Here is a 25,764-nt window from a genome sequence, read left to right as displayed (position 1 = left end):
GTGACGCGAACGAACGCTCGATGAATACAACGTTTTCCTGTGTAGGCTGCGGCAAATGCTGTAACGACCACCATGTGCCCCTGACTCTGGGCGAAGCCCGGATGTGGGCAGCCGATGGCGGTCAGGTGATCGTGCTGGTGGAAGCGTTTCTGGGCAATGGCCTGGGTCTGCCGGTGCACCAACGGGAACACGCCGAACGCCGTTCGGCGGCAGTGCGCAGCGGTGAATCCGAGGCGTACGTGGCCATCACCTTCGCCGCCTACAATGTCGGTCCCTGCCGAAATCTTGACGAAGACAACCTCTGTCGCATCTACGAACGCCGGCCGCTGGTGTGCCGTATCTATCCGATGGAAATCAATCCACACATACCTCTGAACACCGCCATGAAGGAATGTCCGCCTGAGTCGTGGGAAAAAGGACCGGAGCTGATTGTTGGTGGTGAGCTGGTCGACCGGGGATTGTCGGAAGTGATCCAGCGCTCCCGTCAGGCGGATCGTGATGAGATTCTGATGAAGGATGCAATTTGTGCGTTGCTGGGGATTCGCACGACGGCCCTGAAGGGCGACGGGTTTACTGCTTATCTGCCGGATATGGCGGAATTTGCCGCGATCATCGACGACCTGGACGGGCAAACGTTGCCGCAGTGGAGCAGCGAATGGCGGTTTCATGTGTCGGGGGATGATATTGCCGGGCAAGTGCTGGCCGTAGGTGCGCAAGTGACGGCGGATGCGCTGACGAATTACTCGTTTATTTCGTTGCGGGCGACTTGATTCGGAATTTGCAGTGTTTGTACCGGCCCCTTCGCGAGCAAGCCCGCTCCCACTGGAGGAATGCATTCCAAATGTGGGAGCGGGCTTGCTCGCGAAGACGGCAGATCAGTCACTGCAGACTTAAGAACTCAGCGCTTACCCATCGACCGGCGAGTCCCTGGCGGTGCCATGCCCGGCGTTTTGGTGTGGCCGTTCTTGGCGCCGTTCTTGTACCACGGCTGGTTGGAACCCTTGGCGGCCGCCAGCTCACCCGGCTTGAACGGGAATTTGAAGGCCGGGATCCCGGCTTTGGATTCGCTGTCGGCGCTGGAGTCGACGCTGTCTGGCAGCTCTGCCTGCACGTCGTTCAGGGCGTCGGCGACCGGCGGTTGTTTCGGGGAAGTCATGAAAGCTCCGGGTGGTGCATGAAATGTCGGGCCCGGTGAGCGGGCCGCATGCCACAGTATAAGAAGTGCGGCAGTATAACTGGATGGAGCACGACAAGCTGCAAGCTTGCATAGACCGCCTGACGACTCGCACAAATCCCGCGAAGAATGTTAGCGTGCTCATCATTCTTCACCGCCCGACGAGCCCGCCCGCCCATGAAAAAGACCGTCCTTGCATTCAGCCGCGTCACTCCACCAATGATCGAACGCCTGCAACAGGATTTCGACGTCATCGTGCCGAATCCGAAAAACGGCGACATCAACGCCCAATTCAACGAAGCCCTGCCCCACGCCCACGGCTTGATCGGCGTCGGTCGCAAACTCGGCCGCGCTCAATTGGAAAACGCCACCACGCTGGAAGTGGTATCCAGTGTCTCGGTGGGCTACGACAACTATGACCTGGCCTACTTCAACGAACGCGGGATCATGCTGACCAACACGCCGGATGTGCTCACCGAAAGCACCGCCGACCTGGCGTTTGCCCTGTTGATGAGCAGCGCGCGCCGCGTCGCCGAACTGGATGCCTGGACCAAGGCCGGGCAATGGCAGGCCACTGTCGGTGCGCAGCTGTTCGGTTGCGATGTGCATGGCAAGACGCTGGGCATTGTCGGCATGGGCAACATCGGTGCGGCCATCGCCCGACGCGGTCGCCTGGGGTTCAACATGCCGGTCATCTACAGCGGCAACAGCCGCAAGACCGAACTGGAACAGGAGCTCGGCGCGCAGTTCCGCAGCCTTGATCAACTGCTGGCCGAGGCCGATTTCGTGTGCCTGGTGGTGCCGCTCAGCGAGAAAACCAAACACTTGATCAGCCATCGCGAACTGGCGCTGATGAAACCAGGCGCCATCCTGGTGAACATTGCCCGCGGCCCGGTGGTGGATGAGCCGGCACTGATCGAAGCGCTGCAAAACAACCGCATTCGTGGTGCCGGACTGGACGTTTACGAAAAAGAACCGCTGGCCGAGTCCCCACTGTTCCAGTTGAAAAATGCCGTGACCTTGCCGCACATTGGCTCGGCCACCCATGAGACCCGCGATGCCATGGCCAACCGTGCCCTGGCCAACCTGCGCAGTGCGCTGTTGGGGGAACGCCCACAGGACCTGGTCAACCCGCAAGTCTGGAAGGGTTGAAAAAAGGGCAGGCGTTAAAAGCGCCTGCCCTTAAATACAAAAAACAAAAACAATATCACTCTAAACCTGTAAAAAAACTGTCTGAATACACACCCTGCAATTCAGTCAACAAACAAACAACAAAACCACCCACTAGACTCTCCTTACTTTTCCAGGCACAACGGAAACAATAAAGGAGATCACCACCTTGAATCAACTTACGACAAATAGAGTCATACGCTTCAGCAAAGCCACATTAATGTTATTCATAAGCATTTTTGGATTGCTGGTGATGTACAGCAACTTCACAGACTACGCAACCAACTACGAAAACATCAGTAACATCCTGAGCATGGAGAGCACGGGTGACGACGAGAAGTACAGCTACAGGGCCATTACCTCGCACATACTCCATCACCGTATCTACTGGCTCATCATTACACTCGAGGTTATCTACACGCTCTTTTTCATGATCGGAACCTGTTATCTTTATAAAAACCTGAATAGCAGCGCAGAAGAATTCCATGAAGCCAAGAAGCCCGCGATTATTGGACTGCTCATTGCGCTCTTGCTTTACTATGTCGGCTTTCAAGTTATCGGCGTGGAATGGTTCAACATGGACCAGTCACAAGCCTGGAATTACAAAGACTGGACCCGGCATATTGTCGATTTCATACTACCGCTGCTGATTTATATTGCGATCAAAGTCGAGCACTGAGGACTTCAGCGCTCGATGAACGTCATCTCAAGCGAGCTTGCTACTCCCCTGTACCAAGCGTGGTTTGGGCTTGCGAAACACCAGTACGTTACCCGACATCACCAATACCAGCCCCAACAGCGCCGGCATCGTCCACTGATACCCCTCGGCGAACGCCGACACGTTGAGTGCCACCACTGGAAACAGCACTGTGCAGTACGCAGCCCGCTCTGGCCCCATGCGGCCGACCAGGGTCAGGTAGGCGGTGAAACCGATCACCGATCCCGGAATCACCAGGTACAACAGTGACCCGATGTAACGCGTGCTCATCTCCATGTCGAAGGGAATGCCTTTGACCAGGCACCACACGGTTAGCATCGCTGCCCCGTAAGCCATGCCCCAGGCATTGGTGGTCAGCGGTTTGAGACCGGCCTTCTGTTGCAGGCTCGAAAGCATGTTGCCCGCCGAGAAACACAAGGTGCCGCACAGGGCCAGACCAAGGCCGAGCAAGGTTTCCGGGCTGGCGGTATGCCCGGCCAGCTCCGGCCAGAACAGCAGCCCCAGCCCAAGCAGGCCCAACGCACCGCCCATCAGCACATTGCGGGCAATTCTCTGACCGAAGAACACCCGCGCGTTAAGGGCATTCCACAGAGTGGCGGTGGAAAACACCACGGCCACCAGACCGCTGGGGATCCACTGGCTCGCGGTGAGGAAGCACATGAAGTTGACGCAGAACAGGCACAAGCCTTGAGCCAGGCAGATCAGATGCCCGCGACGGTTCATCACTTGCAGGCGTCGGCTGAGCAGCAGGATCACGAACAGCACCAGTGCGGCGAGGCCGAAGCGATACACGATCGACACGGGAATGGCCACCACGCCCAGTTGCCATTTCAAGGCAATCCAGGTGGTACCCCAGATCAGCACGGTCAGCAGGTACAAAGAAAGGTTCATGACTAAGGCTCCTCGCTAGGTGCCCAGTGTCCGGCGCCACACCTGGGCGCACTTGCATAAACTTGCGCTTTTGTCTGGCGACAGGCTGGCAGGCGCACGTCTACGGAGTAGGATGCGAGGCGTTGGATGCAGGTGTTAGAGAGCAACGATCATGGCGGCACTGGATACCCTACAAGTCTTTCAAGCCCTCAACCGCTCGCCGAATGCTCGCCTTGAGCACAGCGCCGAGCTCGGTGACGGCTTGTCTGCAGCCTTGTGGAGCAATCACCATGACGCTCAGGAATACGAAGCGCCCAGCCACCACACGTTGTCCTGTTACCTTGCCGGCGGCACCGGCACCTTTCGCCGCGACCAGCCCGGCAACAAGGGTGGTCCGGACAAACTGTGCATCCTCCCCGCCGATCACCAGTCAGGCTGGGTGATCAATGGCGATATTCGCCTGGCACACCTGTATTTCAGCCCCGAACAATTTGCCCTTGGCTGCGTCACCCTGCTCGATCGCGAGCCCCGGGAAATGCAGCTGCGCGAGCAGACCTTTCTCGATGATCCGCAGCAGGCGCTGCGCTTTCGGCAGTTGGTCGCCTTGAACTGGGGCGAGCCGGGCGAGCGCCTGCTCACCAGCAGCCTGGCGCACGAACTGCTCAGCCATGCCCTGCTCAGCCAGGTCAACGTGCGTCAGGGCTTGCGCCTTAAAGGCGGGCTGGCCGCGCACCAGCGCCGGCATCTGGTGGAGTTCATCGACAGCCATCTGGACGAGGCCATCAGCCTCGGTCAATTGGCGGCGTTGTGCGCGTTGTCCGAATACCACTTCGCGCGGATGTTCCGCGAAAGCTTCGGCTTGCCACCCCATCAGTATGTGCTGGCGCGGCGCCTTGAACGGGCGCGGGAGTTGCTGCGCACGACCTCGCAACCATTGGGGGAGATTGCACTGGCTTGCGGTTTTGCCAGCGCCAGCCATTTCACCAACCGGTTTCGCCAGTCACTTGGCGGGACGCCCGGTGAATATCGACAGGCGTTTTTGCGCTAGGCCCGATTTTTTATCGCCTGTACTGCCACCTTCGCGAGCAAGCCCGCTCCCACAAGGTTTGGTGGTGCTTACCTGTTTTGTGGCTACCCTATTCCCCTGTGGGAGCGAGCTTGCTCGCGATGAACGATGACACGGTCTATCGTCAGAACTCCAAGGTGCTCGACAACGTCACCTGCCGCGAATCCCCCATCGACACAAAGAACCGACTCGCCGCCGAGGTGTAGTAGGTGCGATCGAACAGGTTCTTCACGTTGAGCTGGAACTTGACCTTCTGCCCTTCGACCCTGGTGTCGTAGGTGGCGAACGCATCGGCCACGGTGTAGCTCGGCAGGTCGAAATCGTTCACCGCGTTGCCCGCGCGCTCACCCACATAACGCGCCCCGGCGCCGACCCGCAGTTGATCACCGCCAATGACGCTGCCGAAGTCATAGACGGCCGACAACGAGCCGCTGTTCTTCGCCACGTTCTGCAACTGATTGCCTTTGTAATCCGGGTCTTCGGTGACTTCGGCATCGGTATAGGCGTAGCTACCGATCATGCTCCAGCGATCGGTGAGCCGACCGCTCAGGTCCACCTCCAGGCCACGGGAACGCACTTCACCGGCGGCACTGTAAATCGTGGTCGGACCTTCGGCGTTGGCCACCAGCACATTGCGCTTCTTGATGTCGAACAGTGCGATATTGCCAGTAACGCGGCCCGGCAGATCAAGCTTGGCACCCAGCTCCCAGGACTTGGCTTCTTCCGGCGCGATACCGCCGTCAAGCACGGTACTGCTGCCGCTCAATGGCGCGATGGTCGAGTTGGGTTTGAACGACTCGGTGTAGCTGCCGTAGAACGACAAGGCATCGGTGTATTTGTACACAAGGCCCGCGCGCGGTACCCATTTCTGCCCGTTGCTGTCGGTGTTGGCGTGGAACGGTACGCCTTTGCCGGCGTACTGGTCGTACGCCTGGAAACGCGCGCCGGCCACCAGAATCCACTGGTCGGTGAGGTGGATGGAGTCCTGAAGGAAGACCGAATTGCTGCGCAGTTCATCGGTTTGTGCGCTGTCGGGCGCACTGACGGTGGTGCCCGGCACTTCCCGACCATAAACAGGGTTCACGTAACTGAATGTGGTCAGGCTTTTCTGGCGGATCAGGTCTTCGCGGTAGATCTTGCGGTACTCATCATCGATACCGAACAGCAGGTCATGCTGCATGCCGAGCACATTCACGTAGCCTTCGAGGCTGGCGGTGGTGAACCGGTCGGTGCTGATCGCATTCTGGGTGCCGTCCATGTTGCGGGTCAGGGTGCCCTTTTTGGTGTCGATGGCGGTCACGCGCACCTGGCTGGCATCGTAGGTTTCGCGGTTCCAGCTGTAGCCGAAATGGGCTTTCCAGTTGTCGTTGAGTTCGTGATCGGCCTCGAAGTGATAGAGGTCCGAGCGCCCTTCCATGTTGTTGAACGGTTCGTCGAGACGCTCGTTGCGCGAGATGTCCAGCGGATGGTTGGTCCGTGGATCGATCAGCGTGCCGCGGTCGAACGGTGTGAGGAATTCGCGGTGCTCATAGGAGAACAGCAACTTGGTGCTTTCGCCGTACCAGGCCAGCGACGGCGCGATCAGGCTCTCGCGATGCACACCGAAGTTACGCCAGTAATCTTCGTCTTCGTAGTCCAGCACCATGCGGTAGGCCAGTCCGGAATCGCCGAGGGCCCCGGTGCTGTCGAGGCTGCCACCGCTGCCGTTCTTGCCGTCGTCATAGCTCGAACCGCGCGCGGTCAGCGCATTGTACCGCTCAAGCTCGGGCTTCTTGCTGACCATATTGACCACGCCACCCGGATCCTGGATGCCATAGAGCAACGAGGCCGGGCCCTTGAGCACTTCGACCCGGTCCACGCTGGCGTTGAGGCCACGCCCCTGCACGATCGGCATGCCGTCGCGCATGATCGAGCCGTTACGGTTGTCGCCAAAGCCACGGACCATCACCGAGTCCTGGGTGCTGCCCAGGGTGTTGGCCTGGGTGATGCCGCTGACATTGGCCAGCGCGTCATCGAGATTGCGCGGCGCCTGGTCGCGGATCACCTGGGCCGGAACGACGTTGATCGTCTGCGGGATCTCCTGTACGGGGGCCGAGGAGCGCATCACTGACGTGATGGGTGGCGGTTGATAGCTCATGGAGTCATCCATCACCGAGGTGATGGTGGTCGCACCCAGGTTCAACGCCCCTTCAGTCGGCCGTGGTTCCAGTGCAATGGTGTGGCCGTCGGTGCGACGGAACGTCAAGCCCGAACCAGTGAGCAGACGTTGCAGAGCCTGTTCGGCGCTCATCTGGCCATTGATGGCCGGCGCATTGAGACCGTACGGCGCCTCATCGGTGTAGACGACGCTGATGCCGGTCACTCGGCTGAAATCGCTCAGGGCCTGGGGCAACGGTTTGGCGGCCAGCGCGAAATTGAATTGCCCACGCGGCTGACTGCTGCCTGCCTCTGCGGCCAGCGCTACGCTCAGCGGCAACAAGGCCAATGCCGAAAAGCTCAACGCAGACACACCCAACCATTGTTTGACCGAACCCGATTTTGCCCTGGACTTCATGACTCATGACCTGTGTAGAACCGCAACGGATGCGAATGACTCGCAGTTTCAGTCACTACACGGATGGCAATCGGGTTTACCTCAGCAAAAACTTTAAAATATTTTTACTTGAGTGGTTGGGTGTCTGATCTGCCGTCTTCGCGAGCAAGCTCGCTCCCACAGGTATTGAGTCGGCCACAATATTGGGGCAACACATAACCCCGTGGGAGCGAGCTTGCTCGCGATGAGGCCGGTCGCCTCAACGCAAAATAATCAGATGCCCCAAAACCTGATGCTGCTCAAACCCCAACACCCCCTGCAACGAACTCAACACCGCCTGCGGGTTCCTGCTCGGAAAGCTGCCACTGACCCGACGCCTCGCCAGTTCATCATTGAGCAACACGATCCGTCCGGGGTAATAGCGCGCCAAATCCTGTACCACATCGGCTAACGTCGCCTTGTAGTAATTGAGCCAGCCCTGGCGCCATGCCAACTGCGCTTCGCTGTCCACCGAGTGGAGTGTTTGCGCCGAGCCTTCGCCATAGGCCACTTGCTGGCCGGCGGTGAGCACTTGCTGATCGGCTTTCTGGTGCGCCGTCACGCCAACCCGTCCCGACAGCACCGTGACCTGTGCACCGTGGGGCTGCAACCGGACTTCGAACTGCGTGCCCAGGACCCGCGTCTGGCCTTTCTCGGCGTCCACCACAAACGGCTCGCCGGTGTGGGTAACGCTGAAAAAGCCGGCGCCGCGACGCAATTGCACATGCCGCTCACCGCGACTGAAATCCACGGCGATGGCGCTGTCGGCATCCAGTGTCACCTGCGACTGATCGGCCAGGGTAACGGTGCGAATTTCCCCCGGTGCCGAGACGTAATCCGCCCCCAGGTCATCAATCCAACGCATAGGCTGCCAGCCTGTACCGACACTGATCATCAACAGCAGACACGCGGCCATCGCCAGCGCACCGGACCAGCGCCCGAGCGTGCTGCGCCGCGGCTTGTCCATGGCGTTGAGATAGCCCTGCAAGGCAAAAGCGTCTTCATCGGCGAGTGTGCGCGCCGGTCCTTCGCTCAATTCCCACAGGACCTGCGCCCGGGCATAGGCCTCGGCATGGGCGGGGTCGGCCCGCAACCATTGGCTGAACGTCGCCTGGTCACCGCTGTTGGGCTGGTCATGCAACAGGCTCAGCCAGGCCAGCGCGGCCTGCTCCTGCGCCGGCGTCGGGGTGACGCGTTTGAAGTCGTTCACGGTGCTGTCCCTGGCGTACGCGGTTCGGGTTCCCGAAGGCTGGCCTTGCAGGCTTCGAGGGCGCGCATCATATGTTTTTCCACGGCACTTTGGGACAAGCCCATGGCCTTGGCGATCTCGGCGTATTTGCGGCCGTGAATGCGATTGAGCAAGAAGATCTGCCGCGTACGCTCCGGCAAGGCGCGCAACGCGGCTTCGACATGGCGCAGATCGTTGCCCGCCTCCAGCGCCGCTTGCGGTCCGCTGCCATGGCTGTCTGGTGATTCCACCATCAAACCTTCGCTGGCCCGGACCCGCGTGCCTTCACTGCGCAAGTGATCGATGGCGATGTTGCCGGCGCAGCGCAGCAGGTAGGTGCTGAGTTCCTCGACTTGCACCAACGGCCGCCGCCAGAATCGCAGGAACAAATCCTGTACCAGGTCAGCCGCCGTCGCCCGACAACCGACACGCCGGCTCACCAGTGCTTCCATTTGCGAACGCTGGGAGAGAAACACCTGGAGAAAATGCGCACGGTCCCCGCGCTGTGGATCGCGCTCGATATCGCGGGGTTCGGGAGCAGAGTGATCATCGTTCATGATTCGACCTGAAAACCGGGGAGGCCACGACAGCGTCGGGGGACCGGAAAGGTCGCAATATTAATGATAAATATTCTCATATGCAAAAGGATCGGGTGCAGCCCTTTATTACGCCCGTTGGTTGCACCAATGGCATAGCCATCGAATCCAAAAGCCACCGAAAACAAAACGGGCCTGCAATGCAGGCCCGTTTTCATGGGAAGGTAAAAAAGTGAATCAGGTGTCAGCCGTTAAGCGCTGCCTGTTCGTTCTCAAGAAACTCTTCTTCCAGCAGATGGTCGGCATGGGCGGCACTCTCGATGGGCACCACATTGGCTCGTTTGCCGCGTAATTTGCCGAACATATGCTCCAGCGCATGTTCAAGTTTGGTAGCCGCTCCGTCGATCGCCTGCTCCATGGTGGAGGCTTTATGGGTGACGGAAATCGGTTGATGGCCTTTTGGCCGCGCCTCCAGCTGGCAGCGCATGTCGTGGGGACCCGGCTTGTCGCCGTTCTCGTCCCGCAGGTGAACCTCGACTCGTGTCAGGTCCTCTTCGTAGCGTTCGAGCGTGCTCTCAATGGTCGTACGTACCCACTCCTCCAGTCGTTTACTGCCTTGAATATGGTTATCGCTATTGACTTGGATTTGCATAGTTCATCCCTTATTTCAGCTAGCTCGCGAGAGGCCGGTCAGCTAAGCCCTTGGGCGTCATCACCGTGACCTCTTGCTTACACAATCGGTCTGTACGCTGAACAATTCAACCCCCTAAAAAAGATAAATTTTCAATCGCAAAAAAAGCCGGACAACCGGTAAAAGCGCTGTTAAGGTCGGGAGTTGGGTCGCCCTGCTCTTACGTAATAATTGCTCACATTTGCCGCTCCCCCAACGGGTGCAGGCTGCGAAAAGCACCCGCCTCCTCCACCAACCAATCGTGCACCGCGCGCACACCCGGATGGCTCAACGCCCCGGGTGCGTAAAGCAGCATGTAGCGCTTGTGATTGGGCACCGCCAGGCCGAACGGCACGATCAACGCCCCGCGCTCCAGCTCATCGTTGAGCAGTGTCCGTCGGGCAATCGCCACTCCCATCCCGGCGATGGCCGCTTCGATCGTCAGGTGATTGCGATTGAAGGTATGCCCGCGTCGCACATCCGCCCCCTCGAAGCCGATGGCATTGAGGTAAAACTCCCATTCCGCGTACTCGTAGCTGCCGCGCCAGGCGGTGATGTCGTGCAGCAAGGGAAAGTGCATCAGGTCCGCCGGACCATGCAGTGGTGGACGACCACGCAAGAGGCTCGGCGCGCACACCGGAAAAATCTGTTCATCAAGCAAGGCTGTGGATAACAGGCCCGGATAACTGCCGTCGTTCAGGTCGATCGCCAGGTCGAAGTCACCTTCATGCAACGGCACGCTGCTGTCCTCGGCCACCAGGCGCAACTGGATGTCCGGAAAACGCTGCTGCAAACGCGGCAGTCGCGGCGTCAGCCATTTGCTCAGGAACGACGGAATCGAACGCACCCGCAAAATCCCGCTGATCATGCCCGCGTCCAGTCGCCGCAATTCCGAGTCGATGCTGCCAAAGGCCTCGTTGACGGTAATGGCCAGGCGCTGGCCCTCTGCGCTCAGCTCCACTCCGCGGGCGCGGCGGTGAAACAGGCGAAAGCCCAGGCGCTCTTCCAACTGGCGGATCTGCTGGCTGACCGCCCCCGGTGTGATGTGCAGTTCTTCGGCGCAGCGGGTGAACGACAGGTGCCGCGCGGCACAGGCAAACACGTTCAGCCAGACATACGTCTGGGCGTGTAATTGACGGCTCATCGTTTAGTCCTGCTAAAGGATGTCTTAGGAATTTTCGTTGGTCACGCAGGCTCGTGACAGGCAGTATCGCCCAAATTGCGCTTGTCCTACAGAAATGGCAGCGATTTCCCTTCCATTACGTGTACAGGCTTTAGCATGGCTATCAGTGTTTTCGATCTCTTCAAAGTGGGTATCGGCCCGTCCAGTTCCCATACCGTCGGTCCGATGCGCGCTGCCGCAACCTTTGCCCAAGCGCTGGTCGATCACGGTTTTCTGGCCGACGTGCGACGCGTGGAAATCCGTCTCTATGGTTCTCTTTCAGCGACCGGCGTCGGCCACGCGACGGACCGCGCCTGCGTCATGGGCCTGATGGGCGAATGGCCCGACCGCATCGATCCAACCACCATCGACAGCCGCATTCACACCCTGCGCGAAACCGGCAAATTGTGCCTGGCAGGCGTTGCGCAAATTGCCTTCGACTGGCAACGCGATCTCCTGCTGCTGGACGAAAGCCTGCCCTACCACCCCAACGCCATGTCCCTGACAGCCTTCGGTGAAACCGGCGAGCTGTTCGAGCAGACCTACTACTCGGTGGGCGGCGGTTTTATCATCGAAGCAGCCGAAGCCGAATCCGGGATCGCGCCGGCCGGCGACGTGGTGCTGCCTTACGATTTCTCCAGCGCCGCCGAACTGCTCAAACTCTGCAACGAGCACGGGCTGCGGGTGGGCGAACTGATGATGGCCAACGAACGGGCATGGCGCAGTGACGCAGAAATCCGCCAGGGTCTGTTGCATATCTGGTCGGTGATGCGCGAATGCGTCGAGCAGGGTTTGCGCCACGAAGGCATCTTGCCCGGTGGCCTGAGTGTTCCGCGTCGAGCGGCGAAACTGCATCGCAGCCTGCAGGAAATCGGCAAGCCGAATGTCATTACGTCCACCTTGTCAGCGATGGAATGGGTCAACCTGTACGCCCTTGCCGTGAACGAAGAAAACGCGGCCGGCGGGCGCATGGTCACGGCGCCGACCAACGGCGCGGCGGGGATCATTCCGGCGGTGCTGCATTACTACATGAAATTCAATGCCGATGCGTCTGACGATGACGTGGTCGCATTTTTCCTGGGTGCAGCTGCCGTCGGCATCCTGTGCAAGAAAAACGCTTCGATCTCCGGGGCCGAAGTTGGCTGCCAGGGCGAAGTCGGCTCCGCTTGCGCCATGGCCGCCGCTGGCCTGGCAGAGGTGCTTGGCGCCACCCCGGAGCAGCTGGAAAACGCCGCCGAAATCGGCCTGGAACACAACCTCGGCCTCACCTGCGACCCGGTTGGCGGACTGGTGCAAGTGCCGTGTATCGAGCGCAACGCGATCGCCGCGGTCAAGGCCATCAATGCCACGCAAATGGCCCTGCGCGGCGACGGCAAACACTTCATTTCCCTGGACCGGGTGATCCGCACCATGCGCGACACCGGGGCCGACATGCACGACAAGTACAAAGAGACGTCGCGGGGCGGACTGGCGGTGAACTGGGTGGAATGTTGACCGTTTTGGAGGCACGTCGAGGTTAATTGCCCTGAAACGTGCAGAAAACGCGGCCCCCCCGCAGGAGCGAGCTTGCTCGCGAAAAACCCTCAGGTGCCGCGAACCATCTGGTTTGACGCGTTATCGTTCACGACCATCGCGAGCAGGCTCGCTCCTACAGAACATGTTTTTTGTCCGACAATTTTCCGGCATGGGCCTTGCTACTTCCATGCTGGAACAATGATGGCGAGATGGCCGGTGGTCTGGCGTTGCGAACCAACCCGATCATGGCCGGTCAACAACTGCACGTTCAATCAGGCGGTGACGCATCATGGACAACCCTTTCCAGCTCATTACCGATGCCTTTGCAGCGGATTACCAGATCAACCTGAGCATTCAGGGCCTGGACGGCCGCATCATGCTGACCCTGTCCAACAGTGGCCGCGTGGTGGCCAAACGCATGATCAGCGCCGAACAACGCAATGACCCCGAGCGCCTGAAACGATTGGTGCAAAGCATTCAGTTCGGCATTGCCATCGAGCAGGGCCACTGCGCCGTGGCCATCCTCGAATCAATGACCGACGGCGGCACGCGCAGCCTGCCCCCACCAGCCAGTGACCGCCACCGACCCGCCATGGGGCTTTAAAGCTCACCCTTTTCTACTTCCGGATGTTCACTGGAGCCCGTACCTGTTTTGCGGTGCGGGTTCTCAATCTTCACCGAAGGAAATTGCGACGAAGCGTAACGCACCACCAGAATCGCAAACGCCAACAGCAGAATCCCGCCGCACAGGTAGATGATCCCCAGGTCCGGCGGGTTGTGGTGCGATACGTTGGAAATCAGCAGCCGCGTCAGCGCGGTGATCGCCACGTAGATCAGGAAGCGCACGGGCATGTGGTTGGTCTTGAAGTAAATCCCGACCATCGCCCCCAGTTCCAGATAGATGAACAGCAGCAAGATGTCATCGATCTTGATGTGCCCCTCTTCGATCATCCCGAGAAATTCCATCACCGCCGCCCATGCGGTCACCGCACCAATGGCGAACAACGCCAGGTAGTGAAAGGTTTCGACAAACAGATTGCCCAGGGACTCGGCCAGTTCATGCACGTTCTGCCGCAGTTTTTCGGCCCAGTTGATTTTCACGATGATGCTTCCTTAGGTCGGCTCGACCGGATGATGCGGGTTGGACGTGACGGTTTTTCTGCATGCAGAAAAAAGGCCAGCCCATGATGGCGAGCCACTCGGGATTGTGCGCCGTGGCGTTTGGTCGCACCTGTGCAGCGCCTCGCCTGACAAATCTCGAATCCGGTCTACATTAAAAAGCCACTACCCAAAAGACAGGGATTCGCTTATCCTTTAGCTGTATATAGATACAGTAGTCGAAATCGACAACCAATGTGAAGGCATGTGAGGTGGTGAATGGCCGTCGAAGTGGTATACCGCAGCAGCCGAGATCTGGAGCGCTTGTTCATGGATAAAGCCGAAGCTGACCGTCATGACAAAATGCTCGAACTGGCCGAATTGCTGGCTGAAGTGTTGCAAAAAGCCGTTCCGTCCCTGACCGAGCAGCAAGTGGAAGAAGCCGGGATCTACATGGCGAAAAATCGCGACGTGTTCGCCAAGGCGTTCAAGAGCCAGCCGGACGCCCTGTCCGAACTGCTCAGCGCACCGGTTGAAGTCGCACAACCTGTTGCGGCAACCGAGGTCGTTGAGGCCGCTGAGCCGGTCACCCCGGCCAAGCCTGCCAAGGCCCCAAAAGCCGCCAAATAGGCAAAGCCCGAATTGAACAGGCCCTGAGTCGAATGACCCAGGGCCTTTTTCATGCCTGTGGAAAACTCATGCCAGTTTCACCGGTACAACACCTTCTCCGCCAACTCGTCGGCCACCCGCGCGGGGGAGCGTTTTTCCGCCTGGGCGTGGGCGAACACTTCAGTCAGGCGCGAGCTGATTTTCGACAGGTGCGCGGTGATGGTCGACAGTTCTTCGCCGCGGTGCTTGAGCGACACGTAAATCAGTCCGCCGGCGTTAATCACGTAATCCGGTGCGTACAGGATGCCGCGACGTTCCAGTTGGTCGGCAACATCCAGATGGGTCAGCTGATTGTTCGCCGAACCGGCCACTGCCGAGCAGCGCAGTTGCGTCACGCTGTGGCTGTTGAGCACCCCGCCCAAACCGCATGGCGCAAGAATATCGCAAGGCGTGCTGAGCAGTGCGTCGTTGGCGATGGGGTGAGCCCCGAGTTGCTCCATTGCCAGCTGCACCTTGCCGTGATCGATATCGCTGACCAGCAGTTCGGCCCCGGCAGCGTGCAACTGTTCTGCCAGGGCATAACCAACGTTGCCCAAGCCTTGAATGGCAACGCGCAGGCCTTCGAGGTTATCGCTGCCCAGTCGCGCCATCGCAGTGGCGCGAATGCCGGTGAATACGCCCATCGCCGCGTGTGGCGCAGGGTCACCCGCCGCGGTGGTGCTGGTGACATGCTGGGTCTGCTGGGCGATGCAATCCATGTCCGCCACTGAGGTGCCACTGTCGATGGCTGTGATGTAGCGCCCGTCGAGCTGATTGATACAGCGCCCGAAGGCTTCGAACAGCGCGGCGCGGTTGGCCACATGAACGGGGCGAATGATCACCGCCACGCCGCCGCCCTGGGCCAGGCCGGCCAGTGCCGCCTTGTAACTCATGCCTTGGGCAAGGCGCACCGCATCCTCGACCGCAGACTCGTCGCTGGGATAGGCAAGGTAACGACAACCACCCAGAGCTGGCCCCAGCCGGCTGTTATGAATGGCAATGACCGCCTTCAACCCGGTGACCGAGTCGACGCTCAGATGCAGCGATTCAAGGCGAGTGCTTTGCATGAGAGCGAACATCGTAAGGCTCCCGAATCACTTCTTGTAGACGCCAGTATAGGCTTGCGCCCAAAAATTGCAGAAGCGCACCGGAATAAGCACGGCCCCGATGCAGGCTTTCGGAAATAACCCGTGGTCGCTCTTGTACGGTACTGGACGAATGCCGGAGAGGGGGCTAAAACGAGGCATTGCTCGGAGATTTTGATGACCCCGCGCCAATCGTTCTTCGCCTGCCTGCAACGTTCACCGCCCGCGCTGTTCGAGGCGGCACTGTGGATTGCGGCCGAGCACGACAGCGAGGTGGAGCCGCAAGCGCTGCTGGCCGATTTCCAGGCGTTGCAACAACGGGTCAGCGGTGGCTTGCCGATGCTGCCAGTCAGTGAACTGGCCCAGCCGCTGTTGCGGCGCATGAACGACCTTGGCTTCGCCCAGGACGACTTCACACCCTTGCGCCCGCAAGTGGCACTGATGGACAAAGTACTGGAACGCCGACGTGGACAACCCTTGACGCTGGGGCTGATTGCGCTGGAGTTGGCCAGGGGGCTGGAGATTCCCATGGTCGGGGTCAACTTCCCCGGGCATTTCCTGCTGCGGGTGCCGGGCGCCGATCATTTGCTCGATCCCTGCGGCGGCCGTCGCCTTTACCCCAACGATTGTCGGGAATTGTTGCACCGCCAGTACGGCCCTAACATCAAGCTCAGCGCCGAGCACCTGGAAACCGCCGAGCCGGTGCAGATGCTGCAACGGCTGTCGCGCAACCTGCGCCAGTTGTACCTGTCCCACGACGATGTCATCAATGCCTTGATCGACGCCGATCGCGTCCTGGAACTGGGCAACTCCAGTGCCACCGACTACCTGTCCCGGGCCAGCCTGTACCAGCGGCTGGACTGCCCGAACGCCGAGCGTTTTGACCTGGAGCATGCGCTGCTGCTCAGCGACGATCCGATCCAGCGGATTCGCCTGACGGAGCGGCTGGGGCATTTGCCGCCCAACTCCATCGTTCACTGATCACAAAACCTTGTGGGAGCGGGCTTGCTCGCGAAAGCGGACAGTCAGTCGACATCATTGTTGGCTGACACGACGCCTTCGCGAACAAGCCCGCTCCCACATGGGGCTGGTGCAGGGGCTTTAAGGAGTGTCTGGCTGGTTCGCCGGATGCGCCTTGATGAACGCCGGGTGAGTGGCCGCCAATGCCGCCACTCGCCGAATTCGCGGATAAGCCTCAAGAGAAACATTGAAACGCTCGGCCGCGTACAGCTGCGGGATCAGGTAGACGTCCGCCAGCCCGGGTTCGGAGCCGAAGCAGTAACCGTCATCACCGATCAACTGCTCCACCGTGGCCAGCCCTTGGCCGATCCAGTGACCGATCCACTCCACCACCTGCGGTTCGTCGTGGCCCGACTGGCGCAGCCGATTGAGCACGCTGACGTTGTGCAGCGGGTGCACATCGCAGCCGATCACTGCCGCCACGCCGCGCTCGTGAGCACGGGCAGCCAGGTCTTTGGACAGCAGCGGGACCTGTGGATAACGTTCCTCCAGGTACTCGATGATCGCGGGAGACTGGATCAGCAACTCGCCTTCATCGGTGCGCAAGGCCGGCACGCGGCCCTGCGGGTTGATGCCCAGATAAGGCGGCTGACGATGCTCGCCACCCTGCGGTGCAATCAGGTTGACTGGCAAGGATTGATAATCCAGGCCCTTGAGCGCCAACGCGATACGCACCCGGTACGAAGATGTCGAACGGTAGTAGGTATAGAGTTCCATGCCCCGCTCCTGTTAGCGCGCCGGCAGCACTTTGCCGCGGCATTCGCCGAAACCGATGGAAGCAAAACCGTCGCGGCGGCAACGGCCGCGCAGGATGATTTCGTCACCGTCCTCGAGGAATTTACGCACTTCGCCCGAGGCCAGTTCGATCGGCTTTTTACCGCCTTCGGTGATTTCCAGCAGGCTGCCGAACTGACCGCTCTGCGGCCCCGACAACGTGCCCGAGCCGAACAAGTCACCCGCCTGCAATTGGCAACCATTGACGCTGTGGTGCGCGACCATTTGTGCCACGGTCCAGTACATGTGCCCGGTGTTGCTCAGGGTCAGGCGATGGGCTGGCAGGTTCTGTTCACGCATGGCCTCGGTGAGCAGCAATACTTCCAGTTCGATGTCGAACGCGCCAGCGGCCTGGTCGCGCTTGTCGAGCAGGTACGGCAGCGGCTGCGGATCGCCTTGGGGACGTGCAGGCTGGGCACGACGGAACGGCTCCAGCGCTTCGGCGGTGACCACCCACGGCGAGATGCTGGTGATGAAGCTTTTCGACAGGAACGGCCCCAGCGGCTGGTATTCCCAGGCCTGGATGTCCCGTGCCGACCAGTCGTTGAGCAGGCAGAAACCGGCGATGTGATCGGCAGCGTCGCCAATGGCAATCGAGTCGCCCATGTCGTTACCCTGGCCGATCCAGATACCCAGTTCCAGTTCGTAGTCCAGGCGCGCGCAAGGGCCGAACGTCGGTTCGCTCTGACCGGCCGGCAGCGTCTGGCCTTTCGGGCGGCGCACATCGGTACCGGACGGGCGAATGGTCGACGCACGACCGTGGTAGCCGATTGGCACGTACTTGTAGTTCGGCAGCAACGGGTTGTCCGGGCGGAACAGTTTGCCGACGTTCTGCGCGTGTTCGATACCGACATAGAAGTCCGTGTAATCGTTGATTTTCGCCGGCAGGTGCATCTCGCAATCCGCCGCCAGTGGCAGCAGTTTTGCGCCCTGGGCTTCGATCTTGCCGTGCAGGGTGCTGCCCTCGGCGAACAGTTCCAGCAAACGCTCGCGCAACGCGACGCGAGCCTCGCGGCCCAGTTCGAAGAACGCATTCAACTGGCCGCCACAGGTGGCCTCGACGGCAGCCTTCGCGGCGCCATCGAACAATCCGGCCTCCAGGGCCGCTTGCAGATCAAAGATATGCTCGCCAATCGCCACGCCACTGCGCGGTGCCGAGCCGTTGAGGCTGAACACGCCCAGCGGCAGGTTTTGCAGGGGGAAGTCCGCGTGGCCGTTGGCGGATGCAACCCAGCTGCGAGTGATGAAAGTCTGCGTCATGGGTTATCTCCGGGTCGGGTCGAAAGTGGCGGGCAGCGTAGCCCAGCAGGCGTCGTAGGTGTTTTGCAGTTGCGGGCAATCAAGGGCGAAACTGCTTGGGCGCAACACCTGGCTGGTCTCGAACATGAACGCCATGGTGTTGTCGATTTTCGCCGGCTTTAGCTCAGCGTTGATCGCTTTGGTGCAGGTCTCGCCGTCCGGACCGTGGGCGCTCATGCAGCTGTGCAACGAAGCACCGCCGGGCACAAAGCCTTCGGCCTTGGCGTCGTATTCGCCCTGGATCAACCCCATGAATTCGTTCATCAGGTTGCGATGGAACCACGGCGGACGGAAGGTTTTCTCGGCCACCATCCAGCGCGGCGGGAAGATCACGAAGTCGAGGTTGGCCAGGCCGTGAACGCTGGTCGGCGACGTCAGCACGGTGAAGATCGACGGATCGGGGTGATCGAAACTGACGGTGCCGATAGTGTTGAATCGGCGCAGGTCATATTTGTACGGCACGTTGTTACCGTGCCAGGCGACCACGTTGAGCGGCGAATGATTGAGCTCGCAGGCCCACAACTGGCCGAGGAATTTCTGCACCAGCGTGGTGGGTTGTTGCAGGTTTTCGTAGGCCGCCACCGGGGTCAAAAAGTCCCTCGGATTGGCCAGGCCATTGCTGCCAATCGGTCCCAGGTCCGGCAGACGCAGCGGTGCGCCATGGTTTTCGGCGACGTAACCGCGGGCTTGCGGGTCGAGCAGTTCGATGCGGAATTTAAGGCCGCGAGGCAGTACGGCAATTTCCAGCGGCTCCAGTTCAAGCACGCCCAGTTCGGTGGCGATGCGCAGGCGCCCCAGTTCAGGCACCAGCAACATCTCGCCGTCAGCATTGAAGAACGCGCGCTCCATGGAACGGTTGGCGCGATAGTTGTAGATGCTGATCCCGGCCGGTTTTTCTGCGCCCGAGTTGGCGGCCATGCTCACCAGGCCGTCGATGAAATCGGTCGGCTCGGCGGGAATGTCCAGCGGGTTCCAGCGCAGGCGGTTGGGGGTCACCTCACCCAGCGGGCCGCCGGCCAGTTGCCGGTCCAGTTTGACGAATGCCGGGTGATTGGCCGACGGCTGAATGCGGTACATCCAGGTCCGCCGCGCTTCGCTGCGCGCCATGGTGAACGCCGTGCCGGAGAACAGTTCGGTGTAAAGGCCGTACGGGGCTTTTTGCGGGGAGTTCTGGCCGACAGGCAGTGCGCCGGGCAACGCTTCGCTGCTGAATTCGTTGCCGAAGCCTGACTGGTAGGCCAGCGCTGGCGTCGTTGAATCGGGGTTCATGGAGCCTCCTGAACAGGGAGTCGGCAGTGGCCGCTCGCTCTGTTGCAGAGGTCGAGGCACGCCTGGGTTGTTTTTATCGTAATTTGATTACGCATAACGTAATTTGATTGGTATTGACCGTCAAGCTATAAAGACGCCCATTCGTCCCGGGATCACAGCACCACCATGGAAAAGACCAGCGACAGCAACGGCAAACAGAAAGTCCGCTCGGCCGAGGTTGGCACCGACATCCTCAAGGCCCTGGCCGAGTTGTCGCCTTCGACTTCGCTGTCGCGCCTGGCCGAACACGTGCAGATGCCGGCGAGCAAGGTTCACCGCTATTTGCAGGCCTTGATCGCCAGCGGATTCGCCGAACAGAACGCCGCCACCAACCATTACGGCCTGGGCCGCGAAGCCCTGCGCGTAGGGTTGGCGGCACTCAACAGTATGGACGTGCTGAAAGTCGCCGCCCTGCCCCTGGCTGAACTGCGCGATGACTTGAACGAAACCTGTTTCCTGGCGGTGTGGGGCAATCAGGGCGCGACCGTGGTGCATATCGAACCGGCGGTGCGTGCGGTGACGGTGGTGACACAACTGGGCTCGGTGTTGCCCTTGCTCAGTTCCTCGACGGGACTGGTGTTTGGCGCCTACCTGCCTGCGCGTGAAACCGTGGATCTGCGTGAACAGGAACTGCAAAACGTTACCGCCCACGCCTTGGCGGATGATCAGGCCTACGCAACGATGTGCGATCAGATCCGCCATCGGGGCCTGCATCATGTGCATGGACTCTTGATGCCCGGAGTGGATGCCTTGTCGGCGCCGGTGTTCAACGCCATGGGCAGGATCACGGCAGTACTGACCGTGGTCGGGCCGACCTCACTGTTTCATGCCGATGAAAACGGCCCGGCGGCGCAGCGGTTACTGGCTGCGACGCGGGCCGTCAGTTGGAGAATGGGCTACGAAAGTCCCTGAGTATCAGATCAGAAAATCCGGAGCAATTTCGATTACAAGGTCACTGATGTCCTTGATCGTGAGTTGCGGATGCAAATCAGATTCCCGGGAACTGTAGGCGATCGAGTAAACACCCAGTCCTTCGCCGTGATAGTAAGGAATTTCATCATGTTGAAAATGAGCAAAGATATCTTCGGCCAGACTTCTGGACTGAAGTATCTTTCGCCCGTCCGACTCAGTCACAAAGCTGGTCAAGTACACATTATCAATATTGATTTCCGGGATCTGATACTTTAACGCTGCGTGGACCTGCTCGATACCAGAAACCTTGATCGAGCGTTTTGAAAGGTTGATTGAGGGCGCATCGGTCACCCAACGGACGATATCCATTACTATTTTTTCAAACTCTATCAGATCCAGCCCTTCAACCTTATGCTCCGGCTCGAAAGAATACCGCCGATTGAAGATTCCATTGATAGCCTGAACATAATTAGGCGGCGACTCTTTCTCAACCCATTCCAGCGTCTCATCGAATAACGTCCTGGACTCGCTGACATCAGTACCAAGAATATCAACCAGCGTATTCAGATAGGTCGTGAACGGGTTGATCCCGAGTTTCCCCAAGCGTTCAACCAACAGCACCTCGACGGCGAAATCCGCACGAATACGCTTCAATAGAACAATTTTACTGGTAGTAAAAAAACTGTCACTCATACAGACTTCCTGTCACGTTAAAGAACCGAGCATCCTGCTCGATCTGTCGTTCAACATACTGACATCGCAAGCACTTGCTTGTTTGTCAGCGCCGACGACCATACTAATCAACACAGTTATTTATGCACGCGACCATATGTTTTAATTCATTTCCCGACTAAAAACCAACAACTACCAGGCCTGCATTATCAATCCCAACTTCTTCGCCATGGCAACTGCCTGTGTACGCCGTTCCACACCCAACTTGCTGTGAATGCGCCGGGCATGGGTTTTCACCGTATGCAGCGAAATGAACAGCTGCTCGGCAATTTGCTGATTGGAATTACCTTGGGCAATCAGGCCGAGCACTTCCAGCTCCCGACAACTTAGCAGGCTGGCATCCAGGGCCAGCGCGGTCACCGTCTCCTCTCCTTGCAAACGACAGATCAGGTTCGGCTGTCGCAAGTTCAAATCACGCAATGCCTGTTGTCCCTGACAACGCTTGACCAACGCCAGCCCGGCCTCCAGTGCTGCGTGAGCCGTGTCCGGCTCACCCGTCAGGTCCGCCACTTCGCAGATTGCCAATTGCAGCTCCGTTTCCAGCGCCAGCATGGCGTGTTGTTGCGCGTGTTCGAGTAACGCCTTGAGTCGATCCAGTGGACGTTGCACCAGTTGCAGTTGAGTCTCGGCCAACACCAACTGGTATTCGATACGCGCAATCAGTTGCAGCGTGGCCGGCGGTGCCTGGCGCGCGTTGGCCCCACGATAATGACGCAAGACCCGGGTCAGTGCTTCCCGGGCCAACTCCGGGCGCCCTTGTTGCAGCCAGAAATGACTGCTGATTTGCAGCAGCACGCCGCGATAAACCGTGTCGGGGATCTGCCGTTGCTGCATCAACCGTTCGGCCTCGCGCAGACGATCAAATGCATGGGCGTAATCACGTTGGTTGGCCGCCAGTTGCGCCTGCCCGAGAAACCCGTACAGGACATGCTTGTCCTGACTGTGGAGGCAGTCATCAAGGCCCGCCTGGAAACATTCACCGGCCAATTCATCCTGGCCCTGGCACAAGGCCAAGCGCCCACGCCGCAGGGCGATTCGTCCCAGCAGCGGCGTCGGTCGATCAGCCTGCCGTCCGAGCATTTCATGGATGTCGGCCAGCAACTGCCCTGCTCGCCGCGGTGCGCCACGCTGCTCCAGCAACTGCGCATGATCGAGTTCGAGCAAGCCTTCAAACAGCAACGAGCCTTGCGCCCGCGCCAGGCACAGGGCATCACGATTGAAGGCCTGGGCGGCATCGAGGTCGGCGTTGAGCAGCGCTTGCTGGGTCAGCCCGGACAGACACAACAACCGTGCGGGCCACGCCTCGGCCGCCAGTTCGTCCAGCGCCTCGATAAAATGCGCCCGTGCCGCCGGCAGGCGTCCCTGCAAATGCAGCAACCAACCCTGTTGCGCCTGCCAACGCGCCAGCAGTTGGCGTTGCAAGGATGCCGTCGGTTGCGGGGCAAATCGGGACAGTTGCCCAATGCAGGCAGCCGCCTGCTCGAAACGCCCGGCAAACAGCAACGCCGCGGTGATCAACCCCACCCGTTGCGGCGTGCCCAGGGTCAACTGTTCACCCAGCTGCTCGTGCAGTTTGAGTAACCAGCTGACGTTCTGACGCTTGAACAGATGCTCAAAACTGAAGTGTTGCAACAGGCTGACCGCGACCTCGTGCTCTTGCGCCAGCAACGCCTGCTCGAAGGCGCCCTGCCAGTCTTCTTCGGCGCTGAACCATTGGCACGCGCGGCGATGCCAGGATCGCCCGGCCGGGGTCGGTTCTTCACGCATCTCCCGGGCCAGTGGCTCGAAGACCCGCAACCACTCGACGGAGTCTTCCCAGGGCTCAATGAAGCAGCCCATGTCCTGCAACGCGTGCAACCACTGCGCGCCCTCACCCGTGCCGAAAAGATGCTCGCACAAGCTGGCGTTGAAGCGTGGCAGATGAACCAACACCTTCCAGACCTCAACCAACTCCGATGGCAAGGTGTTGAACAACTCGTGTTGCAGATAATCGAGCAATGTCGCCGAACGCCCCTGCTCACCCGACCACGGACAACCATTGAGCAATGCGATCCGCACGCCAGCGCACCAGCCACCACTGCGCTGAGCCACCCTTTTGGCGGTTTGTGCCGCCAGGCTCGGCTCGACATGACCGAGCAACTGCCCGACCTCGGCCTCGGTAAACGCCAGCGTCCGGCCTTCGCACTCGTACAACTCATCATCGAGCAGCAGCCGCGGCCAGTTGCAGGGTGGTCGTCGACGGGAGCTCAGCCACCAGGTCAGCGCCGGGCTGTCGACGGCCAACAGGCGATCGAGCATCCGGTCGAGTTCTGGATTGGGTGCTCGACAGTAATCATCGATAAACAGCCAGGTCGGTGCCTGTAATCGGGCCAGATGTGCCAGCAGCCCGGGCTCATCCGTCGAAGGCAGACCCAGCGCTTGCGTCAGGCGCAATAGTAAATCGGCTGCACTCAACGACGCCCCCGCCAGCGGCAGCCAACAGATCCGAGCGTGCTCCGGCGCCCGCAGCAGGCATTCGGTGAGCAGCGCGCTCTTGCCACTACCGGCCGGTGCGCAAAGCAACTTCACCCGCGCGGTCGAAACCAGCATGGGCTCGATCAGTCGCTCGCGGGACAGATGATGGGACGACAGTCGGGGCAGGAAGCCAGGGCGGTCCAGACAGTGCGTCATTGCAGTCATTGTGGTGCGCCTTTTTTATAATTCTGGCGCCACCCTAGCCCCCTCCCGAGCGCTTGTTGAAGAAGTATTCAACACACTGATCGACCGCTATAAAAAAGGTGACCGCAAAGTCACCCTTTTGTGTAAGACCCTGTAGGAAACCTACCTGACTCCCGTGCTCCGCAAGGCTGCTGGCGTGTAGTCCCCCGCTTTTGCATCGATGTTGAATTCGAAGCTGCGCTTCTCTTCGTTCTTCATTCCCAGGGCGATATAGCGACCGGCGATCAGGTCATAGAGCGCTTCGACGGTGTAGGCCGGCACCTGGTGATCGTAGTAGAACTGGGCATGCCCTTCAGCGACGCGCCAGAGTTGCCCACGCCCGTCGTAGTGGTCGGCCAGCGCCACTTGCCAGCTGTCTTCGTCGATGTACATGTGGCGCTTGGCGTACACGTGACGCTCGCTCGGCTTGACCGTGGCGACGACTTCCCAGACACGGTGCAACTCGTAGCGGGTCAGGTCCTGATTGATGTGCCCGGCCTTGATCACATCGGTGTACTTGAGGTTGGGCGAGTCGAGCTTGTAGCTGTTGTAGGGAATGTACATCTCCTTCTTGCCGATCAGTTTCCAATCGTAGCGATCCGGCGCGCCGGAAAACATGTCGAAGTTATCGGTAGTGCGCAGGCCGTCGGATGAGGTGCCGACACCGTCATAAGCGACCTGCGGCGCACGCCGTACCCGGCGCTGGCCAGCGTTGTAGATCCAGGCCTTGCGCGGTTCCTTGACCTGGTCGAGGGTCTCGTGGACCAGCAACACGTTGCCCGCCAACCGAGCCGGCGCGGTCACTTCCTGCTTGAAGTAGTTGAGGACGTTATCGTCGCTGCCCGGTTTCAGATCGCTGAGCAACGACGGCACGGCGACTTCGTCCTTGAAGCGGATCACCGTGAAGTCGCCATTGGACTGCGGTGTTGCCTGGGTGATGGTGCGGCGCAGATTGCCGCCGTGGTAACGAGTGACATGGTTCCAGATCACTTCCACGCCATTCTTCGGAATCGGGAATGCGTAGTAGCGATTGCCAGTGAAGTTGGCCAGACCGTTACCCTCGTTGATCGGTGTTACGTTCAGCGCACTGCGCTTGGCCGACTCATAGATTTCTGCCGGTAACGCCACGGTGCGATGGCTCGGGTAGACCGGAATCCTGTAGGTCTCTGGGTAGCGCTTGAACATTGCGATCTGGCCGTCGGAGAGTTTGTCCTTGTACTTGTCGACAGTCGCCGCGGTGATCACGAACAACGGCTTTTCGTTGGCGAACGGGTCGGCCAGGAAACCTTTACTGTCCACCGCGCCAGCGTTTTTCGGGATGCCGCCGGTCCAGGCCGGAATCGAGCCATCGGCATTGCCGGCCTTCTCGGCACCGAGCGGTGTAAGGCTGGTGCCGAGAAGGCCGGCTTCTTGCGGCGACACCGCCGCCATCACGTTGGCGGCCAGCAGACTCAGGGCCAGAACGGTGCCCAATTGCAGAATCATCTTGCGCATTGAATTCATCCTTTTC

General features: G+C 59.9%; 23 protein-coding genes and 1 pseudogene. 9 read left to right on the top strand and 15 right to left on the bottom strand.

From position 1 onward, the window contains the following. Positions 1-20 precede the first annotated feature (20 nt). Positions 21-770: a YkgJ family cysteine cluster protein gene (locus KGB20_RS24000; protein ID WP_150815343.1), complete on the top strand. Its 750-nt coding sequence runs from the start codon at positions 21-23 to the stop codon at positions 768-770. 128 nt (positions 771-898) lie between these two features. On the opposite strand, the gene KGB20_RS23995 is transcribed toward KGB20_RS24000, so the two are convergent. After that, on the bottom strand, positions 899-1,156 hold the full coding sequence (locus KGB20_RS23995) for a hypothetical protein (RefSeq protein ID WP_090453154.1): 258 nt from the start codon (positions 1,154-1,156) through the stop codon (positions 899-901). A 195-nt stretch (positions 1,157-1,351) separates the two neighbouring features. Here KGB20_RS23995 and KGB20_RS23990 point away from each other — a divergent pair, with 195 nt between their 5' ends. Further along, positions 1,352-2,326 carry a 2-hydroxyacid dehydrogenase gene (locus KGB20_RS23990; protein ID WP_102669128.1) on the top strand — a complete coding sequence of 325 codons (975 nt, stop codon included), beginning with the start codon at positions 1,352-1,354 and terminating at the stop codon, positions 2,324-2,326. Positions 2,327-2,513: 187 nt separating this feature from the next. Further along, entirely contained in the window at positions 2,514-3,023 is a 510-nt protein-coding gene (locus tag KGB20_RS23985; RefSeq protein ID WP_223533046.1) for a DUF2165 domain-containing protein, read from the top strand. A gap of 27 nt (positions 3,024-3,050) precedes the next feature. On the opposite strand, the gene KGB20_RS23980 is transcribed toward KGB20_RS23985, so the two are convergent. Then, positions 3,051-3,953, bottom strand: a complete 903-nt coding sequence (locus KGB20_RS23980) for a DMT family transporter (protein ID WP_057716370.1) — start codon at positions 3,951-3,953, stop codon at positions 3,051-3,053. Between the two features lie 151 nt (positions 3,954-4,104). On the opposite strand from KGB20_RS23980, the gene KGB20_RS23975 reads away from it, so the two are divergent. Further along, positions 4,105-4,980: a helix-turn-helix domain-containing protein gene (locus KGB20_RS23975; protein ID WP_154861621.1), complete on the top strand. Its 876-nt coding sequence runs from the start codon at positions 4,105-4,107 to the stop codon at positions 4,978-4,980. 142 nt (positions 4,981-5,122) lie between these two features. On the opposite strand, the gene KGB20_RS23970 is transcribed toward KGB20_RS23975, so the two are convergent. The 5 genes from KGB20_RS23970 to KGB20_RS23950 form a co-directional block, all read right to left on the bottom strand. Next, positions 5,123-7,552 carry a TonB-dependent siderophore receptor gene (locus KGB20_RS23970; RefSeq protein ID WP_154946584.1) on the bottom strand — a complete coding sequence of 810 codons (2,430 nt, stop codon included), beginning with the start codon at positions 7,550-7,552 and terminating at the stop codon, positions 5,123-5,125. 238 nt (positions 7,553-7,790) lie between these two features. Then, the gene (locus KGB20_RS23965; protein WP_154861617.1) at positions 7,791-8,780 is read right to left on the bottom strand and encodes a FecR family protein; all 990 of its coding nucleotides are present in this window, start codon (positions 8,778-8,780) and stop codon (positions 7,791-7,793) included. Further along, a complete protein-coding gene (locus tag KGB20_RS23960) occupies positions 8,777-9,355 on the bottom strand; it encodes an RNA polymerase sigma factor (protein ID WP_154861615.1) in 579 nt (192 codons plus the stop codon). Before KGB20_RS23960 ends, KGB20_RS23965 begins: the two co-directional genes overlap by 4 nt. 223 nt (positions 9,356-9,578) lie before the next feature. Beyond that, positions 9,579-9,986, bottom strand: coding sequence for an HPF/RaiA family ribosome-associated protein (locus tag KGB20_RS23955; protein WP_057716375.1), 408 nt, complete (start codon positions 9,984-9,986; stop codon positions 9,579-9,581). A gap of 214 nt (positions 9,987-10,200) precedes the next feature. Then, complete coding sequence (locus KGB20_RS23950) at positions 10,201-11,148, bottom strand: LysR substrate-binding domain-containing protein (protein ID WP_057716376.1); 948 nt, start codon at positions 11,146-11,148, stop codon at positions 10,201-10,203. A gap of 135 nt (positions 11,149-11,283) precedes the next feature. Here KGB20_RS23950 and KGB20_RS23945 point away from each other — a divergent pair, with 135 nt between their 5' ends. Together KGB20_RS23945 and KGB20_RS23940 are read left to right on the top strand one after the other, a co-directional pair. Continuing rightward, the gene (locus KGB20_RS23945) at positions 11,284-12,660 is read left to right on the top strand and encodes an L-serine ammonia-lyase (protein WP_057716377.1); all 1,377 of its coding nucleotides are present in this window, start codon (positions 11,284-11,286) and stop codon (positions 12,658-12,660) included. 310 nt (positions 12,661-12,970) lie between these two features. Next, on the top strand, positions 12,971-13,285 hold the full coding sequence (locus tag KGB20_RS23940; RefSeq protein WP_102669120.1) for a DUF3509 domain-containing protein: 315 nt from the start codon (positions 12,971-12,973) through the stop codon (positions 13,283-13,285). Here the strand turns inward: KGB20_RS23940 and KGB20_RS23935 are convergent. Beyond that, complete coding sequence (locus tag KGB20_RS23935; protein WP_150812780.1) at positions 13,282-13,782, bottom strand: phosphate-starvation-inducible protein PsiE; 501 nt, start codon at positions 13,780-13,782, stop codon at positions 13,282-13,284. The two genes, KGB20_RS23940 and KGB20_RS23935, sit on opposite strands and share 4 nt — an antisense overlap. A 276-nt stretch (positions 13,783-14,058) precedes the next feature. On the opposite strand from KGB20_RS23935, the pseudogene KGB20_RS23930 reads away from it, so the two are divergent. Continuing rightward, positions 14,059-14,298: pseudogene (locus KGB20_RS23930) on the top strand (YebG family protein); the annotation flags it as partial. Between the two features lie 188 nt (positions 14,299-14,486). Here KGB20_RS23930 and KGB20_RS23925 read toward each other — a convergent pair. Beyond that, complete coding sequence (locus KGB20_RS23925) at positions 14,487-15,506, bottom strand: Glu/Leu/Phe/Val dehydrogenase family protein (RefSeq protein ID WP_057716381.1); 1,020 nt, start codon at positions 15,504-15,506, stop codon at positions 14,487-14,489. A 183-nt stretch (positions 15,507-15,689) separates the two neighbouring features. Here KGB20_RS23925 and KGB20_RS23920 point away from each other — a divergent pair, with 183 nt between their 5' ends. Then, positions 15,690-16,493 carry a SirB1 family protein gene (locus KGB20_RS23920; protein WP_150812781.1) on the top strand — a complete coding sequence of 268 codons (804 nt, stop codon included), beginning with the start codon at positions 15,690-15,692 and terminating at the stop codon, positions 16,491-16,493. A gap of 120 nt (positions 16,494-16,613) precedes the next feature. Here the strand turns inward: KGB20_RS23920 and maiA are convergent, their stop codons facing one another. Genes maiA through hmgA form a run of 3 tightly spaced genes read right to left on the bottom strand, consistent with a single transcriptional unit; the run spans position 16,614 to position 19,874 of the window. Further along, positions 16,614-17,249, bottom strand: coding sequence for a maleylacetoacetate isomerase (gene maiA, locus KGB20_RS23915; RefSeq protein WP_150812782.1), 636 nt, complete (start codon positions 17,247-17,249; stop codon positions 16,614-16,616). 12 nt (positions 17,250-17,261) lie between these two features. Next, positions 17,262-18,566 (bottom strand): fumarylacetoacetase, encoded by a 1,305-nt coding sequence (gene fahA, locus KGB20_RS23910; RefSeq protein ID WP_154861614.1) that lies wholly within the window; start codon positions 18,564-18,566, stop codon positions 17,262-17,264. Positions 18,567-18,569: 3 nt separating this feature from the next. Next, complete coding sequence (gene hmgA, locus KGB20_RS23905; protein WP_150812784.1) at positions 18,570-19,874, bottom strand: homogentisate 1,2-dioxygenase; 1,305 nt, start codon at positions 19,872-19,874, stop codon at positions 18,570-18,572. Positions 19,875-20,039: 165 nt separating this feature from the next. Here hmgA and KGB20_RS23900 point away from each other — a divergent pair, with 165 nt between their 5' ends. Continuing rightward, positions 20,040-20,825: an IclR family transcriptional regulator gene (locus KGB20_RS23900; protein WP_090453134.1), complete on the top strand. Its 786-nt coding sequence runs from the start codon at positions 20,040-20,042 to the stop codon at positions 20,823-20,825. A gap of 3 nt (positions 20,826-20,828) precedes the next feature. Here KGB20_RS23900 and KGB20_RS23895 read toward each other — a convergent pair whose 3' ends face one another. The 3 genes from KGB20_RS23895 to KGB20_RS23885 form a co-directional block, all read right to left on the bottom strand. Continuing rightward, a complete protein-coding gene (locus tag KGB20_RS23895) occupies positions 20,829-21,518 on the bottom strand; it encodes a hypothetical protein (protein ID WP_154910424.1) in 690 nt (229 codons plus the stop codon). Between the two features lie 171 nt (positions 21,519-21,689). After that, positions 21,690-24,236 (bottom strand): LuxR C-terminal-related transcriptional regulator, encoded by a 2,547-nt coding sequence (locus tag KGB20_RS23890; protein ID WP_154861611.1) that lies wholly within the window; start codon positions 24,234-24,236, stop codon positions 21,690-21,692. A gap of 141 nt (positions 24,237-24,377) precedes the next feature. After that, positions 24,378-25,748, bottom strand: a complete 1,371-nt coding sequence (locus KGB20_RS23885; protein ID WP_154910425.1) for a DUF1329 domain-containing protein — start codon at positions 25,746-25,748, stop codon at positions 24,378-24,380. Between the last annotated feature and the right edge of the window lie 16 nt (positions 25,749-25,764).

The sequence above is a fragment of the Pseudomonas sp. BF-R-30 genome, from assembly GCF_019956175.1.
Classification (GTDB): Bacteria; Pseudomonadota; Gammaproteobacteria; order Pseudomonadales; family Pseudomonadaceae; genus Aquipseudomonas; species Aquipseudomonas jessenii.
This window is presented reverse-complemented; position numbering and strand designations above follow the sequence as displayed.

What these genes read in the sequence shown, in the direction of transcription:
- KGB20_RS23990 (WP_102669128.1), top strand. Translation starts at nt 1,352, where the DNA reads ATGAAAAAGACCGTCCTTGCATTCAGCCGCGTCACTCCACCAATGATC.
- KGB20_RS23895 (WP_154910424.1), bottom strand. Translation starts at nt 21,518, where the DNA reads ATGAGTGACAGTTTTTTTACTACCAGTAAAATTGTTCTATTGAAGCGT.
- KGB20_RS24000 (WP_150815343.1), top strand. Translation starts at nt 21, where the DNA reads ATGAATACAACGTTTTCCTGTGTAGGCTGCGGCAAATGCTGTAACGAC.
- KGB20_RS23920 (WP_150812781.1), top strand. Translation starts at nt 15,690, where the DNA reads ATGACCCCGCGCCAATCGTTCTTCGCCTGCCTGCAACGTTCACCGCCC.
- KGB20_RS23980 (WP_057716370.1), bottom strand. Translation starts at nt 3,953, where the DNA reads ATGAACCTTTCTTTGTACCTGCTGACCGTGCTGATCTGGGGTACCACC.
- KGB20_RS23925 (WP_057716381.1), bottom strand. Translation starts at nt 15,506, where the DNA reads ATGTTCGCTCTCATGCAAAGCACTCGCCTTGAATCGCTGCATCTGAGC.
- KGB20_RS23995 (WP_090453154.1), bottom strand. Translation starts at nt 1,156, where the DNA reads ATGACTTCCCCGAAACAACCGCCGGTCGCCGACGCCCTGAACGACGTG.
- KGB20_RS23890 (WP_154861611.1), bottom strand. Translation starts at nt 24,236, where the DNA reads ATGACTGCAATGACGCACTGTCTGGACCGCCCTGGCTTCCTGCCCCGA.
- fahA (WP_154861614.1), bottom strand. Translation starts at nt 18,566, where the DNA reads ATGACGCAGACTTTCATCACTCGCAGCTGGGTTGCATCCGCCAACGGC.
- KGB20_RS23950 (WP_057716376.1), bottom strand. Translation starts at nt 11,148, where the DNA reads ATGAGCCGTCAATTACACGCCCAGACGTATGTCTGGCTGAACGTGTTT.
- KGB20_RS23940 (WP_102669120.1), top strand. Translation starts at nt 12,971, where the DNA reads ATGGACAACCCTTTCCAGCTCATTACCGATGCCTTTGCAGCGGATTAC.
- KGB20_RS23970 (WP_154946584.1), bottom strand. Translation starts at nt 7,552, where the DNA reads ATGAAGTCCAGGGCAAAATCGGGTTCGGTCAAACAATGGTTGGGTGTG.
- KGB20_RS23885 (WP_154910425.1), bottom strand. Translation starts at nt 25,748, where the DNA reads ATGCGCAAGATGATTCTGCAATTGGGCACCGTTCTGGCCCTGAGTCTG.
- KGB20_RS23900 (WP_090453134.1), top strand. Translation starts at nt 20,040, where the DNA reads ATGGAAAAGACCAGCGACAGCAACGGCAAACAGAAAGTCCGCTCGGCC.
- hmgA (WP_150812784.1), bottom strand. Translation starts at nt 19,874, where the DNA reads ATGAACCCCGATTCAACGACGCCAGCGCTGGCCTACCAGTCAGGCTTC.
- KGB20_RS23945 (WP_057716377.1), top strand. Translation starts at nt 11,284, where the DNA reads ATGGCTATCAGTGTTTTCGATCTCTTCAAAGTGGGTATCGGCCCGTCC.
- maiA (WP_150812782.1), bottom strand. Translation starts at nt 17,249, where the DNA reads ATGGAACTCTATACCTACTACCGTTCGACATCTTCGTACCGGGTGCGT.
- KGB20_RS23960 (WP_154861615.1), bottom strand. Translation starts at nt 9,355, where the DNA reads ATGAACGATGATCACTCTGCTCCCGAACCCCGCGATATCGAGCGCGAT.
- KGB20_RS23975 (WP_154861621.1), top strand. Translation starts at nt 4,105, where the DNA reads ATGGCGGCACTGGATACCCTACAAGTCTTTCAAGCCCTCAACCGCTCG.
- KGB20_RS23955 (WP_057716375.1), bottom strand. Translation starts at nt 9,986, where the DNA reads ATGCAAATCCAAGTCAATAGCGATAACCATATTCAAGGCAGTAAACGA.